We start from the raw sequence: 15,972 nt of genomic DNA, 5'->3' as shown, positions 1-15,972 counted from the left end.
GCAAGCCAGCTCCCACGGGTATATCACTGCCGTCGAAATCAGTGACATCCCTGTGGGAGCAACTGTCTCTCTGCGAGAACCGACCTTGCCGGCGATGGTCTTGCCACGCACAACAGCACAGACTGCGCGCTGCCCTGGTCCAACGGGTGGGCAGCGTTCGCCTCAGAGGCAGGCTCAGCCGAGGTCGCGCAGTACCGCTTCCAGGGTATGCACGAACAGGTCGGCGTGTTCGCGCTCGAAGATCAGTTGCGGGCGGATCTTCAGGATGTTGGCCATCGGCCCCGCCGAGCTGATCAGCACGCCGCGCTCGCGCAGGCCGTTGACCACCTGGCGCGTGGCGTCGGTGGCAGGGGCCTTGCTGGCGCGGTCGGTGACCAGCTCCACCCCCAGGAACAGCCCGGCGCCGCGCACGTCGCCGATCAGCGGGTAGCGCTCGGCGAGGCCCTGCAGGCCGGCTTTGAAGTAAGCGCCGATGGCCGCGCAGTTGCTCCGCAGGTCCTGGCCCTGGATCACTTCGAGCACCGCGTTGGCGGCTGCGCATGACACCGGGTTGCCGCCGAAGGTATTGAAGTAGCGCGCGTTGCGCCCGAACGCTTCGAGCACCTCGGCGCGTACCACCGCGGCGGCAATCGGCTGGCCGTTGCCCATGGGTTTGCCCAGGGTGACGATGTCCGGTTGCAGGCCATGGCGCTCGAAACCCCACATGTGCTCGCCGGTGCGCCCGAAGCCCGACTGCACTTCGTCGGCGATGTACAGCAGGCCCTCTTCACGGGCCACCGTCACGGCCTGCTGCATGAAGCCGGCCGGGTCGGCGAGCACGCCGTCGCTGGCGAAGATGCCGTCCAGCAGCAGCGCCGCCGGCTTGATGCCACAGCGGCGCAGGTCGTCGATGGCGGCGCGCACGTCCTCGGCAAACAGCCGCGCCACGTTCTCGGCGCCCAGGCGGTAGGCGTCCGGGGCGCGCACGGTACGCACGAAATCGCCCAGTGGCACGCCGGCGCCCAGCGACGGCGACGCGGCGGCGATCTGCTCGGTAACCCCATGGTAAGCGAGCTCGGTGACGATCAGGCCGGTGCCGCCGGTGTGCTGGCGGGCGATGCGCAGGGCCAGGTCGTTGGCTTCGCTGCCAGTGCAGGTGAACATCACCTGGTTCAGCGCGGGCGGGAAGGTGGCGAGCAGTTTTTCCGCGTAATCGAGGATGCCCTCATGCAGGTAGCGGGTATGGGTGTTGAGCACCTGAGCCTGGGCATGCAGGGCATTGACTACCTGCGGGTGGCAATGGCCGATCGAGGCCACGTTGTTGTAGGCGTCGAGGTAGCGCTTGCCGTCGGCGTCGTACAGCCACACCCCCTCACCTCGGACGATGTGCAGGGGATGCTCGTAGAACAGCCGATAGGCCGGGCCCAGCGTGCGCTCGCGGCGCTCGATCAGCGCGCGTTCGGTGGCGCTCAGGCGCTCGGCATCGGTGGCGGTGAAGCCATTGATCATGGTCATTACAGCGTCTCCTGGGAGCAGATACGACGAATCTGTTGTTGCGCGGCTTCGCGCGGCAGGTCGGCCAGCGCCTGCAGGCCACGCCAGGCGCTGGGGGCGTTGCGCAGTATGTAGGCGCGGTTTTCCGGGTACAGTGCGGCGCGCCAGTTGGTGATGGTCACGGTCAGCACCAGGCGGGTGGCGATCAGGTCGAACAGCAGTTCCTGTTCGACCGGCTCCAACGGCGCAACACGGTGGTACGCGGCGATGAACGGCGCGGCGTGCTGCAAAGGGTCGCCCTCGTTGCCCAACTGATAGGCGGCGCCCACTGCCAGGTCGTTGACCAGCGGGGCATGCACCATGTCGCCGAAATCCAGGATGTTGCGTACCGGGTGGGGCTGCTGGGCGTCGACGATCACGTTGTGCGGGTTCAGGTCGTTATGGATCACCTGGGCGCGCAAGCCCTTGAGTCGGGGCAGGGCGTTGCGCTGGAAGTTGTCGAGGAAGCGGCGCGCCAGCTGACGTTGTTCAGGCGCTTCGATCAACGCGATCACCTCGTCCAGGCGCGAGGCGTGCTTGAGGTCCCACAGCAGCTCGTGGCCGGCACCGGGGTGGAAGAAACCGCGCAAGGCCAGGCCCAGGCGGCCCAGGTGTTCCCCCAGGCTGCTACGCAGCGCCGCGCTGGGTTGCGCGATCTGGTTCAGCGACACGCCGTCGACAAACGACAGCAGCCGTACCAGCAGGGGTTGGCCATCGAACAATACCGGCAACTGATAGGTGCCGCCCAGATTGGGGTAGATCCGTTGCACGGGCAGCAGCGGGTCGCACTGCTGGATATGCAGCAGCGCCTGGTTCTGAAAATCGATCACCCGCGGGTCTTCGGCGGCGTTGGACACCTTGAGCACGTACTGCGTGCCGTCGCTGCAGGTGAGCTGGAAATTGAGGTCGCGCTCGCCACTGAGCAGGCGACAGGTGCCGTGCAGGCCGAAGTGCTGTGCTGCCACTGCGCGGGCCTGTTCGGTGCAGACCTGGGGCGGCGCCGCGGCGAGCAGCGCGTCGAAAGCAGGAGGTGTGTGTAGGGTCACGGAACGTCACTCTGTGGAGGGTGCGCATACGGGTGCAGCGCGCCGGTACAGGTCGAACATAGGTCAGTTTGGCTATATCGGTTATATCCAGAGTTGATCAGTCGTTAAGGCCACTTGTATGCTCGTGGGCAAGTTGACTGGCGCAGGGTGCAGGTGATGGGCTCGCTTCTCCACGATTTGCTGGTGGGCACACTCGAACGCGGCGGTGAGCTGACTTTGCAGCGCCAGCTCTACCACGCCATCCAGGCGGCAGTGCTGCAGGGGCGGCTGCCGGTGGATCACAAGCTGCCCTCCACCCGTGCGCTGGCGCAGCAGTTGCACGTGTCGCGCCTGACGGTGTCGCTGGCCTATGAGTGCCTGCTGGATGAAGGCTACCTGTACGCCCGGGCGGGCAGCGGCACCTTCGTTGCCGATACCTTGCCGCAGGTCAGTGCCCAGGCGCCCGCTGTCGAGGCCCCGGGCCAGGCGCCGCTGTCGGCACGCGGCAAGGCGATCACCGCGCGTTTCGGGGCGGTGGCCAGGGTAGCGGGGGCCTTTGTGCCGGGGGTTGCCGATGCCGATCTGTTTCCGTTCCACATCTGGAAGCGCCTGCACAACCGCTACCTGAGCAAACACCAGGCGCCACTGGCCGGCTATGTGGAGCACGGTGGCTATCGCCCGTTGCGCGAGGCCCTGAGCGCCTATCTGTATGCCTCGCGCGCGGTACGCTGCAGCCCGCAGCAGGTCATCATCACCCAGGGCACCCATCAGTCGCTGGACCTGGTGGCCCGAATGCTGGCGGATGTGGGCGACACGGTGTGGGTCGAGAGCCCGTGCCATTGGGGCGCCCCGGTGGTGTTCGAGGCGGCCGGGCTGCAGTGCGCGCCGCTGCAGATCGACGCGCAGGGCGCCTGCCTGCCGACGGAAGTGGCGCAGGCCACGCCACGGTTGGCGTTCCTCACGCCGTCGCACCAGTACCCCACGGGCAACATCATGACCTTGCAGCGCCGGCGCGACTGGCTGGCGTTTGCCGAGGCGCACAACATGTGGGTAGTCGAGGACGACTATGACAGCGAGTTCAGGTACGACATCGAGCCGTTGCCCTCGCTGCAGGGGCTGGGGCGCCAGGACCGGGTGATCTACCTGGGCACGTTCAGCAAGGTGACGTACCCGGGGTTGCGCCTGAGCTACCTGGTGGTGCCCGAAGCGCTGGCACAGGCGTTCGGCAAGGGGCTGACGCAGCTGTACCGTCCGGGCTTTCTGTCGGTGCAGGCGGCGATGGCGGACTTTATCCAGGAAGGGCATTTTGCCCGGCATATCCGCAAGGTGCGTGCAGAGTACGCCGAGCGTCGCAGTTGCCTGCAGCAGTGCCTGGATGCCAGCTTCGGTGAGCTGATCAGCTATTCGTCGGGACAGGCCGGGTTGCACCTGGCGGTGAGGATCGGCGCGCCGGGTACGGCCAGGCAGATGCTGGCGCAGGCGGAGGCGTTCGGGCTGGTGTTGCGTGGGGGGTACAGTGTCGAGGCGCAGGCGCACGACGGCAACCTGCTGGTGCTGGGGTATGGCGGGGTGAAGGTGACGCAGATCGAGGCGGCAGTACAGCGCTTGCGCGCGCTGTATGACCGGGTGGCCTGACGAGCGCTGTGCGCGCTTTCGCTGGCAAGCCAGCGAAGAGGCCAGAGCACTCACTGCAGGGTATTGATCCTCAAGCTACTGGTTTTTTTTTCTGTCGCGTTTCGGACGGCTGCGGGTGCCCGAACAGGTACCCCTGAAAGTGCGAGCACCCCTCGGCCTGCAACTGCTTGAACTGCGCCACCGTCTCCACCCCTTCGGCCGTGGTGTTGATCAGCAGGCTGCTGCTCATCCCGGTGATGGCGCGGATGATCGACATCGCCTCGCGGCTCTCGCCCATGTCATGCACGAACGACTTGTCGATCTTGATCCGGTCGAACGGGAACGAGCGCAGGTAACCCAGCGACGAATAACCGGTACCGAAATCATCCAGTGCAATGCACACGCCCAGGTCCTTGAGCGCCTGCAAGGTGCGCAGGTTGCCCTCGCTGTTTTCCAGCAGCACCGATTCGGTGATCTCCAGCTCCAGGCGTGCGGGCGGCAGTTTCGAGTCGGCCAGGGCAAGCTGCACGACCTCCACCAGCTCGCTGTTCTTGAACTGCACCGGCGACAGGTTGACGGCCACCGATTGCTCGGTGCCCCAGGTGGCTGCCTCCTGGCAGGCAAGGTTCAAGGCCCGCGTACCCACCTCGTGGATCAGCCCGGTCTCTTCGGCAATCGGGATGAAGTCCATGGGCATGATCTGACCCTTGCTCGGGTGCTGCCAGCGCATCAGCGCCTCGTAGCCGGTGATCTGCTCGCCATTGCCGATGATCGGCTGGTAGTGCATGTGCAACTGGCCCAGGTGCAGCGCGGTGCGCAGGTCGGTTTCCATGATGCGCCGGCGCCGTGCGGCTTCATCCAGTTCGGGGCGGAACAGCTCGAAGCGGTTGCGGCCGTTGCGCTTGGCCTCGTACAGCGCCATGTCGGCATAGCGCAGCACCTGGTCGGCGTGCACGTGGTCCATGGGCGCAACGGCAATGCCCACACTCAAACCCACCGAGAAACTGTGCCCATCGATGAGGAACGCCGGCGCCACCGCCTCGATCAGCCGGGTGGCGGTGCGCTGGGCATCCTCGATACGCGTCAACTGTGGCAGTACCACGGCGAACTCGTCGCCGCCCAGCCGCGCCAGGGTGTCCTGATCACGCAGCACGCTGCGCAGGCGCTGGCCCAGGGCGCGCAGCAGGCGGTCGCCAAAGGCGTGCCCGAGGGCATCGTTGATGTTCTTGAAGTTGTCTAGGTCCAGGCACAGGGCGGCGGTCATGTGCTGGCGGGCCTCACCCGCCTTCAGGGCTTCCTCGAGGCAGCTGTGGAACAGCGTGCGGTTGGGCAGCCCGGTCAGCTCGTCGTGGTGGGCCATATGGTGGATCTGCGCATGGGCGGCGATTTCGTCGGTGACGTCGTCGGCGATCTGCAGCACGTAGTGGCCGCCGGCCTGCGGGTTGCTGCTGAGCAGCGTGCGCGAACGCAGGGTGCGCAGGCCCACTGGCGTGTCCAGGTGGTCTTCGGTCAGGTGCAGGCCATTGTGGTTCAGGCAATGCTCGGTGAGGTGCTCGATGTAGCCGGCCATCACCGGCGCCAGGCTCTGTTGCGGGGTGCTGCCCACCAGTGGGCACTGCTGGTTGGAGAACAACTGCTCGGCCTTGGGGTTGGCCAGCAGGATCTGGCGCGATGCAACGTCCAGCACCATCACGCTGGACGGAATATTGTTGATCACCGAGTCGAGGAACTGCGACAGCGTGGCCATTTTCTCGCGCTGGGCTTCGGCCAGTTCCTTGGCCGCCAGCAGGTCGAGTTCGTATTGGCGACGTTCGGAAACGTCGCGGGTGACCTTGGCAAAGCCCAGCAACTGGCCGTTCTCGTCACGCACCGCGTCGATCATCACATGGGCCCAGAACGCGCTGCCGTCCTTGCGCACGCGCCAGCCCTCGGTTTCGAAGCGGCCGGTGGTGCGTGCGGTCTCAAGGCCCTGCCCAGGGAGTTCTGCGGCGCGGTCCTGGGCACTGTAGAACAGCGAGAAATGCTGCCCGACGATCTCTTCGCGGGTGTAGCCCTTGGCCCGCTGCGCCCCGGGGTTCCAGTTGCTGACCACACCTTCGGGGGTCAGCATGTAGATCGCATAGTCGATCACGCTCTGTACCAGAAGACGGTACATCACATCGGTGTTTTCAATCATGGCGGGCATCTCGAAACGCGTGGGGGTAAAGCCAGCAGGGTGGTCGGGGCGCAGGGGTAATGTGTCACTACGCAAAAGCGGCACACTCAATATCAGTGGCGGCCTGGTCAGGCAATGGTTCTTTAGTACTGGATTGCAGGGGCAAGGCATCGAGACGTGTGCGCCATTGCAGGGCAGGCTGTTGCGGGTGATGCACCTGGGGAGTGCGATCGGCGCCTGTGCCTGTCGGTTATCCAGTGGTTTTGCGCGGTGGCCACATCATGGCACTGAAACTGCTCAGTATTGCCCCTATAAATGGCAGCATGCCGGGAGCAGTCCAGATGGCCACCTTCAATACCGCAACGCGCATCGTGATGGGTTTTGCCATCGCTCCTCTGGCCTTGCTGGGCATGGCCCTGTATGCCTTGCACGACCTGGGCACGCTGCGCGACCAGTCGGTGCTGATCGTGCAGCAGGACTGGCCCAGGTTCGAGCCGATCCTGGTGATCGCCACGGGTGTGCGTGACAACGGCCGCAATACTCGTGACCTGTTGATCAACAAGGACAACACCCAGGCGAGTTCTGCCATCTCGGCCACGCGTGAGCGTATCACTCAGGCGTTCGCCACCCTTGAGCCGTTGTTCACCGACACGAGCGCCAAGGCCACCTTCGAGCGGCTCAAGCAGCAGCGCCAGGTGTATGTCCAGGCCTTTACCCAGGTGCAGGTGTTGATTGGGCAAGGCGCGTTCGACGCGGCGATGGCGCAGCTCACCCAGCGGGTGGTGCCGGCCGAGCGCGAGGTGTACCAGAGCCTGGACGCCCTGATGGTGTTGCAGGGCCAGGCATTCAGTGCGCGTGAGCAGTCGGCGCAGGCGCTGTACAGCGATGCGCGGCGCAACATGCTGCTGCTGTTCGTGCTGTGTATGGCGGCCGTCACCGCAGCGGCCGTGCTGGTCACCCGCAGCGTGACCCGGCCGCTGGGTGGTGAGCCGGATGAGGCGGCGCGGGTGTTGAGTCACATTGCCCGCGGCGACCTGAGCATCGAGGTGCCGGTACAGGCAGGTGGCACGGGCAGCGTGATGGTGAACATGCAGCAGATGCAGCAGAGCCTGAACCAGATGGTGCGGCATATCGCGGCTTCGGTCGATCAGGTTGCCAGCGCCTCGGAGCAATTGAGCGCTGTCAGTGCCCAGACCCGCAGCCAGTTGGAGCAGCAGGGGCAGGAAATCGAGCAGGCGGCGACTGCCGTGAACGAGATGACCGCTGCCGTCGATGAAGTGGCCCGCAATGCCGTGAGCACCAGCGAAGCTTCACGCGAGTCGCAGCAGACGGCGCAGCGCGGGCGTTTGCAGGTGCAGGCCACGGTGACCTGCATTGGTGAGCTGGCCGAGGGGGTCAAGGACAGTGCCGTGCGTATCCAGCAGTTGGCCACGCGCGTGCAGGACATCAGTTCGGTGCTGGATGTGATTCGCAGCATTGCCGAGCAGACCAACCTGCTGGCGTTGAACGCGGCGATCGAGGCGGCGCGTGCCGGTGATGCCGGGCGCGGGTTTGCGGTGGTGGCCGACGAGGTGCGTGCGCTGGCGCATCGCACCCAGGCCTCGACCCAGGAGATCGAGCAGATGATCGGCAACATTCGCCAGGACACCGTGCATGCGGTGACGGCGATGCAAAGCAGCAGTGAGCGGGTGGGGGTGACGCTGGAGGCGGCGCGGCGTTCGGGGGAGGCGCTGGAGGACATCACCCGTTCGATTGCGCAGATCAACGAGCGCAACCTGTTGATCGCCAGTGCTACCGAGGAGCAGGCGCTGGTGGCGCGGGAGGTCGACCGCAACCTGGTGGATATCCGCAGCTTGTCGCAGCAGGTGCTGGAGGGTGCACAGCATACGCACAGTGCGGGGGATGAGCTGGCGGGGATGGCGGGGCAGCTGCATGCGACGGTGGCGCGGTTCAAGGTGTAGGGGGCGTCTCAACCCTGGCCTGAAGCCGAGCACACAAGGCGGGCAACGCCAGTCTTGTGTGTTGGCCTTCAGGTCTCGGTGGCGCCTCGGTACTCGTCGGCGCCTTTGCCAAAACCTCAGAACTCCAGCTGCGCCGAGAACGTCAGCGTACGCGGCGCCCCCAGGAAGTGATCGCTCAGCCAGTATTGCTTGTTGGTCAGGTTGCTCACATTCGCCCGCAAGGTCAGTGCGTTGTCAGCCAGCGGCAAACGATAACGCGCACCCGCATCAAAGGTGGTGAACGACGGCAGGCTGTAGTGGTTGGCCTCATCCACATACTGCTTGCCGGTGTAATAGGCACCGCCCGTAACGGCAACGCCAGGCATCCCGGTGAGGTCATACTCGGCATACACCTTGGCCAGCTGGCTGGCCACGCCCACCGGCTTGTTGCCTTCGACACTGGCATTGGCCGTCTTCTTGATCTGCGGGTCGAGCAGGGTCAAGCCGCTGACCAGGGTCAACTGCGGGGTAACCTTGCCAGTGATACCGAACTCCACGCCATTGTTCACCTGGCGACCGTCCTGCACGTAGAGCTGCTGCTGGTTGGTGTAGGCATTGGGCTTGTCGATGTTGAACAGCGCCAGCGTCAGCAGGGTTTCGCCAAGCTCTGCCTTGACCCCCACCTCATACTGTTCGCTGATGACCGGGGCCATGGCCTGGCCAGCGTTGAGTGCCGTGTTGGGGGCGATGCCGCCGGTCTGCAGGCCTTCGATGTAGGTGGCATAGGTGGTCAGCCAGGGCTGCGGCTTGTAGATCAGCGAGACGTTGGGCGAGGTCTTGCTCTCGTTGTAGTTCTCGATCTGGCTGGCGAAGCCGAGCGTCTCGACCCACACGAAGTTGTCACTGAAGGTCTTGATGCGGGTACGGGTGACGCCAAGGATCGTCGACCACTGTTCGTTGAAGGTGATCACATCGCCGATCAGCAGGTTGTCGGCCTGGGTGCGCGAGGACAGGCGCTGGTCGCCGTGGCCGATGGAGTAGCCCGGCTTGGCGTACTGCGGGGTTTCATCCAGCGGGATCGAACCGTTGCCGCCTACCGGCTGGTACTGCGGGCCCGGAGAAGGGATGTAGTCGGTGTAGTCGCGCACGCGCGCCACGTTGCCCTGGTAGCCGAAGGTGACCTTGTGGCCGATGCCGCCAGTGGCGAACGCCGCGTCGGCGAACAGGTAGGCCGAGGTTTCTTCGGTCTCGACCGGGGCGAAGGCATACAGCGGCTGGCTGTAGACCCCGGCCGTGGTGACGGTGGGGCCGGTGTAGGCGTACTGGGTACGGTTGCGGTCATGGGCAAGCGCGCCGCGCAGGCTGAACACTTCGTTCAGGCGCCAGTTGAAGCGGCTGCCGACGCGTTCGTGCTCGCTGTCGGAGAACGCCCAGCGCTGGCTGTAGAGCTTGTCGTTGTCGAGCTGGTCGGCATCGGGGCGCAGCCGCTGATCGGCGAAGTACCAGTAGCTGGTCAGGCCGTGGGTCTGGTTCTTTTTATAGGAGGCGTCGAACTGCACCTGCAGGTCGTCGCTGACGTTCCAGTCCAAGGCCAGGCTGACCATCTTGCGCCGACGGTTCTGCAGATCGATGGCGGTCTCGCCGTCCTGGGCCAGCACGTTGACGCGGTAGGCCAGCACGCCCTGGTCGTCGATCGGGCCACCGAAGTCGCCATGGATGTAGCCGTTCTCACCCCCCGCATTGCCCAGGGTGACGCTGTTGTAGCGCTGGTAGGTGGGGCGCTTGAGCACGTAGTTGACCAGCCCGCCAGGGCTGCCGGGGCCATACAGGAAGCCGCTCAGGCCGGTGACGATCTCCAGGCGCTCCATCTCTTCGACGAAGTTGCCGCTGTCGGAGCCATTGCTGAAACGCAGACCGTCGTTGGCGACGTTGAGGTTGCCCAGGTCGCTGAAACCGCGGATGGCCACCGAGCTTGCGTAACCTGCACCCGACGGCGAGGTGAACTGGGTGAACGGGCTGAGCTTGAAGATATCGTCGGTCGAGGTGGCCTGCACGTTGCGGATCAGGTCGCTGGACACCACGCTGATGGAGTAGGGCGTGTCCTTCAAGGCCATGCCGCCCAGTGCGCCGACGTTTTTCAGCGAATCGGTGACGTAGCCGGCATCGGCGCTGCCTTCGGCGGCGCGGGTTGCATTGATGTCGGTTTCAGGCAAGGTCAGCCCGGCCCCGGTCGAGGTGGGCTCCTCGGCGAGCAGCACGGTGCTGAAGCTGGCGCAGGCGACGGCGAGCGCCAGCAGGTGAGGGCGCAACGAAGGGGAGGCAACGGACATGGGTGAGGTTCCTGATGTGAATGTTTCTCAGTAACCCTGTTGCCGCGCCAGAAATGAAAAGTGACAGGGGCGGTGCAAAATAAATTCTGCACCGCCGTCTGTTCAGGTCTTGAAGCGTCGTACCAGCGTGTTCATCTCGTTGGACAGCTGGGTCAGGTTGAACGCATCGCTCTTCGCGTCGCTGGCCAGTTGGGCCACACGCTGCGCGTCGCCATGGATCTGGCTGATGTGCTGGTTGATGTTTTCGGCCACCTGGTGCTGTTCTTCGGCGGCCGTGGCGATCTGGGTGTTCATGTCGCGGATGACATCCACCGATTCGCGGATCTGGCCGAAGCTGGTGCGCGCCTGCCCGATCCGTTCTACCGATTGTTGCGACAAGCCCAGGCTGGTGTTCATCTGCGCCGCCACCTGGCTGGTGCCGCGCGCCAGGTTGCCGAGCATGCCGTCGATCTCTGCGGTGGAGTCGGCGGTGCGCTTGGCCAATGCCCGTACCTCGTCGGCTACCACGGCAAAACCGCGCCCCTGTTCACCGGCCCGCGCTGCCTCGATGGCCGCGTTGAGGGCCAGCAGGTTGGTTTGTTCGGCGATCGAGCGGATGGTGCTGAGGATCGACTGGATGGCGTTGCTGTCGCGCTCCAGTTGCTGCATGGACTGCGCCGACTGGGCGATTTCCTGGCTCAACTGGTCGACGCTGCCGACGGCGGCGTCGATCTGCTGCTGGCCTTCGGAGGCCTGGCGCTGGCCATTGTCGGCCGAATCGGCGGCCTGGCTGCAGGAGCGCGCGACTTCGTTGGCGGTGGCGACCATCTCGTGGAAGGCGGTCGAGACCATGTCCACCGCCTCGCGCTGGCGGCTGGCGGCATCGGCCATTTCGTTGGACACCGCCGTGGCGCTTTGCGAGTTGGTGAGGATGCCGTCGGCGGCCTTCATGATGTGCTGGATAAGGCTGCGAATCGCCCCCAGGAACTGATTGAACCAACCCGACAACTGCGCGGTTTCGTCGTTGCCGCGCACATTCAGGTTGCGCGTCAGGTCGCCTTCGCCCTGGGCGATGCCTTCCAGCCCGCGCGATACATCGGCAATCGGGCGCACGATCAGCTTGGCGAAACTGGCGCCGACAAACGCGAACAGCAGCGCCAGGGCCGCAGCAATACCCACGATCAGCCAGGTCAGGCGGGTGGCCGCGGCCATCACTTCACTCTGTTTGACCAGCCCGATGAAGCGCCAGCCCAACTGGTCCGACGGCCATACGTTGGCCATGTAGCGCTCACCGTCCAGCTCCACTTCCACCAGGCCCTTGCCGGTCTTGGCCAGTTGCGCATAGCCCTGGTCGAGGCTGTCGAGCTTCTTGAAGTTGTGCGCCGGTTGTTTGGGGTCGACCAGGATCGTGCCGTTCTGCTCCAGCAGCATCACGTAGCCGGTTTCGCCCAGCCTGATCTGCTTGACGATCTCGGTCAGTTGCTTGAGCGAGACATCCACGCTGACCACGCCGCCGTTGGCGCCCAGGGCATTGGGCATGCTGCGCACGGTGCTGACCAGCACCGCATCGTCGTTGGCCCAGTAGTAGGCGTCGGTGCGCAGGGTCTTGCCGGGGTTGGCCTGGGCCATCTTGAACCAGGGGCGCACGCGCGGATCGTAGTTGGCCAGCTTGGGGTCATCGGGCCAGGAGATGTAGCCGCCTTCGGTGGTGCCGATGGAGATGTAGCCGTAGGCCGGGTGGCTGGCGCCCAGGCTTGCGAAGTAGTCGAACACCGGTTTGTCTTGCGGGCCCATTGGCAGCGACGGTGCGTCGGCCGAGATGTATTTTTTGACGCTGGCGTCGGTGTTCTGCAGCAGCGGCAACTTGCTGAGGAATTCGATGTTCTGGCTGATGCCGTCGAAGAACAGCTGCATGGCGTTGGCCACCTGGCGAATCTCGCGATCGCTGCTGTCGACGAAGGTGTCGCGCGCTTCGAGGCGCAGGTTCAGTACCACCAGTGTTGCCACCACCAGTATCGGTACACAGGCAATGGTCGCGAAGCCCCAGGTGAGTTTCTGCTTGATGTTCATATCCGCTCCGCTGACGCCGTTTAATTATTGTTCCGCCTGAAGGGGTTATCGGCGTCGCAAGCGGCGGCTTGAGCCCATGAAGGTTGGGTTTGCAGGACATTTCTACATGTGCACCGCCGTGATGCTCAGTGCGTGTTCATGCGTCACCGTAGGGCGTTATCGCGCCGGCAGAGATCCTCTTCGTTGTCGAGCATAAGTGGCGAAATGCCACTGAGTGTTGTGCCTGAGCAAGTTAGTTAGCTAGCTTTCGAGTTGGCCTGGTAGTTGCGTACCGATTTGGCAATGCATGTCGTACTGGGAGATGTGAATGTCGCTTTCAAGCAATCGTATGCAACTTTCCTCTGAAGAAAAACGCTGGCTGCCCTGGTTTGGCAAAACCGGCAAGTTGGCCATGGGCTGGGCCTGTCGGCTCAACCGTTCGGCTTATCCGGTCATGGAGCAGACCTTTGAAGCCATTGCGCAAACCCGCGTGAAGCTGTTGCAGGACTGGGCGGGTGAACAGTGGGAGCATCTGGCTGAACTGGGTGCCAGCATGGGCAGCGACATCACTGGCCTGGATGCACAGGCCTTGTTGCAGAAGCTGGCGCAAGCCGAAGACTTTTCCGAACTGTTCGTGGTCGACCGCGCCGGCAGCGTGCGGGCCTGCACCTGGAGCGGGCAGGGCGCCCAGCGCCGCATCGACCCGCGTGCATTGAACGAAGGCCTCAAGGCGCCGTTTCTGCATGGCCCGTATGTCGACCCGTTGACCCTGGACATCGGCCCGTCCTCTTCCCGTTTTCATGATGAAGTGACATTGATGTTCTACCAGCCGCTGACGGTCGATCGGCAGGTCGTGGGGTGCCTGTGCGGGCGGGTGCCCAACGACGTGCTGGGCGACCTGATCCAGCGCGAGGCCGGGCACATCTTTGCCGAGTCTGGCGACAACTACCTGTTCATGGTGCAGTCGCGCTTCGACCCGAGCCTGCAGCCTGGCGTGGCGTTGTCGCGTTCGCGCTTCGAAGATGGCACCTTCAGCCATGGCGAGAACCTCAAGAGCGGCGTGCACACGCCGTGGAAAACCGTGCAGGTGCAGCGCCACACCGAACTGGAGCTGCGCTTCACCGACCCGGCCACCCAGCAGTTGCACCCCGGTGTGCGCGAGACCATCCGCACCGGCGACAACCTGTTCGTCAGCTACCCCGGCTATTCGGACTACCGCCACATTCCGGTGGTGGGCAAGGGGGTGACGTTCCAGATGCCGGGTTCGCAGGACCGCTGGGGCATGATGTGCGAGGCGGATCTGGAGGAGGTGTACCGGCGCCGCTCGTTGAGCTACGGCTTGATGAAGCCCTACCTGGCGACGATGGCCGGCCTGTTCGCCAGCAACTTCATGGTGCAGCACTACAGCGGTTTCGATCAGATCGTGATCGACGCATGCGAACTGCTCAGCCTACTGGTGGCTGCCATGCTGTTCAGCGCGTTGGGCCCCAGGCGCCTGGCGGCGCGCCTGAGCGAAATGACCGGAGTGATCAGGACCATTGCCGAGGGCGAGGGCAACTTGCGCCAGCGCCTGGACACCTCGCGCATGGCCAATGACGAGACGGGCGACATGGGGCGCTGGATCAACAGCTTCATCGACCACCTGGATGCCGTGGTGGGGCAGGTGATCAAGGCCAGCCACAGCGTCGGCACCACCAACCAGATGATGCTGGGGCGCAGCCAGGCGGCCAGCCTCACCTCGCTGGAGGTCGCCGATGCGGTGCACCGCATGATGGTCATCGTTGAAGAACAGCTGGGTGAAATCCAGCAGGCTTCGGCGGGTGCCGAGCAGATGAAGCAGGCCATGGACGACGTGGTGGGCCGTGCGCGCGAGCAGTTTCTGACGGTGCAGGCGGGCACCCAGTCGATCCGCGATGTGGTGCAGCGCGCCTCGTCCAGCGTCAAGCTGCTCGACAGCCGCATGGCGGAGATCGGCAACATCACCGGGCTGATCAGCGACATCACCGCCCAGACCAACCTGCTGGCGTTGAATGCCGCCATCGAGGCGGCGCGGGCCGGCGAGCATGGCCGCGGCTTTGCGGTGGTGGCCGATGAGGTACGCAGCCTGGCGGCGCGCACCTCACGGGCGGCAGAGGATATCCGCGCCATGGTCGATGGCCTGCATGGCGAGACCCAGAAGGCGGTGAGTTTCATGCAGCGTGGCGTCGAGGATGTGGACGACAGCTTGCGCCTGGCCGAGCATGCCTCGTCGGAGAACGTGCAGTTGCACCAGGCGGTGGAAAACATGTTCGGCATCATCCAGCAGCTCAACCAGCGCAGCCTGGACTACGGGCGCACCATCAAGGCGGTGGACCAGTCTTCGCTGCAGATGCGCCAGACGGTGACCGTGCTGCACAGCAGCGCCGAAACGGTGCGGCTCAACGCCAACAAGCTGCAGAAGCTGGTGGGTTTGTTCGAGGTGAGCCGTGGGGCCGGGGAGCGAGCGGTGGCATGATTGGCTGGTGAAAACGCTTACCTTGTAGGAGCCAGCCTTGCTGGCGAAGGGGGTCCCAAGGCCCCTCCACACCTGCCGTCCCCACCCACGCGCCAACCCAAATGTTTTTTAAATCAGGGGGTTGCAAGCCCTACCGAATGCGGACATAATGGCGTCCATCGAAAGCAGCGAGGCATAAAAAGCTCAATGTTTTCAATGAGATGAAAATCTCTACAGTTTTATGGTTGAAGCTGTTGTATGAGCTTCGGTCATTTGAGGCCGAGTAGCAAAGTGGTTATGCTCCGGATTGCAAATCCGTCTACGCCGGTTCGATTCCGACCTCGGCCTCCATTATTGAAAACCCCGCAGATTAACGTCTGCGGGGTTTTTCTTTGGGCGAAAGAAAAGTCCTGAGTTCCGATACTTTGCTATTTAGAAGGCTTCGCGATGGCGCCGATCCTGCGGTAAATGCGCTCGGTAATGCCTTCCTTCGAGTGCCCAAGCAGCAAGCTGGCATCGCTCAGGTGTTTGATCCCCGAGTCCGCCTTGGGTCGGATGTCTCTGAACTGGAACTGGGCGATTCGATTGGCCAGGTGGGTCATCTTTTTCAGTTGATACTTTGTCCGAGCCTCCCCCCTTGCGTGCAGGCTGACGCTTGAGTTTGTACGGGAGTAGGTTACGGCTGAGCGTTGCTCGAAAGTGTGCGCCCATATGGGCCACCTCAATCCGCTGCTGAAGCTGCCGGCGGACCGAGCCTCACTGAAACGCCCTGCAGAAGACAGGGCGCTACCGACCAAGGGCAGGCAGAGGATTGGTTTTGAGCGGACTTTGGTAGCTGCTTTAGTCGCTTGTCGGTGGTCGGGGGCAAATAATCGGTAACCGTCCGGCGAAGTCA

At 64.1% G+C, this 15,972-nt stretch carries 9 protein-coding genes and 1 tRNA gene; 4 read left to right on the top strand and 6 right to left on the bottom strand.

The features are described 5' to 3' along the window. Positions 1–174: 174 nt before the first annotated feature. Together KUO17_RS07890 and KUO17_RS07885 are read right to left on the bottom strand one after the other, a co-directional pair. Positions 175–1,494: an aspartate aminotransferase family protein gene (locus tag KUO17_RS07890; protein ID WP_217974830.1), complete on the bottom strand. Its 1,320-nt coding sequence runs from the start codon at positions 1,492–1,494 to the stop codon at positions 175–177. Next, positions 1,494–2,558: a phosphotransferase gene (locus KUO17_RS07885; protein ID WP_217974828.1), complete on the bottom strand. Its 1,065-nt coding sequence runs from the start codon at positions 2,556–2,558 to the stop codon at positions 1,494–1,496. The genes KUO17_RS07890 and KUO17_RS07885 overlap by 1 nt, the downstream gene beginning before the upstream one ends. A gap of 156 nt (positions 2,559–2,714) precedes the next feature. Between KUO17_RS07885 and pdxR the strand changes: the two genes are divergently transcribed. Beyond that, positions 2,715–4,172, top strand: coding sequence for a MocR-like pyridoxine biosynthesis transcription factor PdxR (pdxR, locus tag KUO17_RS07880; protein WP_217974826.1), 1,458 nt, complete (start codon positions 2,715–2,717; stop codon positions 4,170–4,172). 70 nt (positions 4,173–4,242) lie between these two features. Here the strand turns inward: pdxR and KUO17_RS07875 are convergent, their stop codons facing one another. Then, positions 4,243–6,336 carry a sensor domain-containing protein gene (locus KUO17_RS07875; protein WP_425274837.1) on the bottom strand — a complete coding sequence of 698 codons (2,094 nt, stop codon included), beginning with the start codon at positions 6,334–6,336 and terminating at the stop codon, positions 4,243–4,245. Positions 6,337–6,647: 311 nt separating this feature from the next. On the opposite strand from KUO17_RS07875, the gene KUO17_RS07870 reads away from it, so the two are divergent. Beyond that, on the top strand, positions 6,648–8,267 hold the full coding sequence (locus KUO17_RS07870; protein ID WP_217974834.1) for a methyl-accepting chemotaxis protein: 1,620 nt from the start codon (positions 6,648–6,650) through the stop codon (positions 8,265–8,267). A 116-nt stretch (positions 8,268–8,383) separates the two neighbouring features. Here the strand turns inward: KUO17_RS07870 and KUO17_RS07865 are convergent, their stop codons facing one another. Next, positions 8,384–10,576, bottom strand: a complete 2,193-nt coding sequence (locus tag KUO17_RS07865) for a TonB-dependent receptor (RefSeq protein ID WP_217974824.1) — start codon at positions 10,574–10,576, stop codon at positions 8,384–8,386. Between the two features lie 102 nt (positions 10,577–10,678). Continuing rightward, entirely contained in the window at positions 10,679–12,625 is a 1,947-nt protein-coding gene (locus tag KUO17_RS07860) for a methyl-accepting chemotaxis protein (protein ID WP_217974822.1), read from the bottom strand. A gap of 307 nt (positions 12,626–12,932) precedes the next feature. Here KUO17_RS07860 and KUO17_RS07855 point away from each other — a divergent pair, with 307 nt between their 5' ends. Together KUO17_RS07855 and KUO17_RS07850 are read left to right on the top strand one after the other, a co-directional pair. Next, a complete protein-coding gene (locus tag KUO17_RS07855; RefSeq protein ID WP_217974820.1) occupies positions 12,933–15,098 on the top strand; it encodes a methyl-accepting chemotaxis protein in 2,166 nt (721 codons plus the stop codon). Positions 15,099–15,354: 256 nt separating this feature from the next. Further along, positions 15,355–15,428, top strand: a tRNA-Cys gene (locus KUO17_RS07850). 77 nt (positions 15,429–15,505) lie between these two features. Here the strand turns inward: KUO17_RS07850 and KUO17_RS26575 are convergent. Beyond that, positions 15,506–15,972, bottom strand: a 467-nt coding sequence (locus KUO17_RS26575) for a site-specific integrase (RefSeq protein WP_482817130.1), incomplete at its 5' end; no start/stop codon positions are given.

The sequence above is a fragment of the Pseudomonas aegrilactucae genome (assembly GCF_019168305.1).
Classification (GTDB): Bacteria; Pseudomonadota; Gammaproteobacteria; order Pseudomonadales; family Pseudomonadaceae; genus Aquipseudomonas; species Aquipseudomonas aegrilactucae.
This window is presented reverse-complemented; position numbering and strand designations above follow the sequence as displayed.

Excerpts from the sequence above, each read along its gene's own strand:
- KUO17_RS07865 (WP_217974824.1), bottom strand. The coding sequence starts at position 10,576 with ATGTCCGTTGCCTCCCCTTCGTTGCGCCCTCACCTGCTGGCGCTCGCC.
- KUO17_RS07855 (WP_217974820.1), top strand. The coding sequence starts at position 12,933 with ATGTCGCTTTCAAGCAATCGTATGCAACTTTCCTCTGAAGAAAAACGC.
- KUO17_RS07875 (WP_425274837.1), bottom strand. The coding sequence starts at position 6,336 with ATGCCCGCCATGATTGAAAACACCGATGTGATGTACCGTCTTCTGGTA.
- pdxR (WP_217974826.1), top strand. The coding sequence starts at position 2,715 with ATGGGCTCGCTTCTCCACGATTTGCTGGTGGGCACACTCGAACGCGGC.
- KUO17_RS07870 (WP_217974834.1), top strand. The coding sequence starts at position 6,648 with ATGGCCACCTTCAATACCGCAACGCGCATCGTGATGGGTTTTGCCATC.
- KUO17_RS07890 (WP_217974830.1), bottom strand. The coding sequence starts at position 1,494 with ATGACCATGATCAATGGCTTCACCGCCACCGATGCCGAGCGCCTGAGC.
- KUO17_RS07860 (WP_217974822.1), bottom strand. The coding sequence starts at position 12,625 with ATGAACATCAAGCAGAAACTCACCTGGGGCTTCGCGACCATTGCCTGT.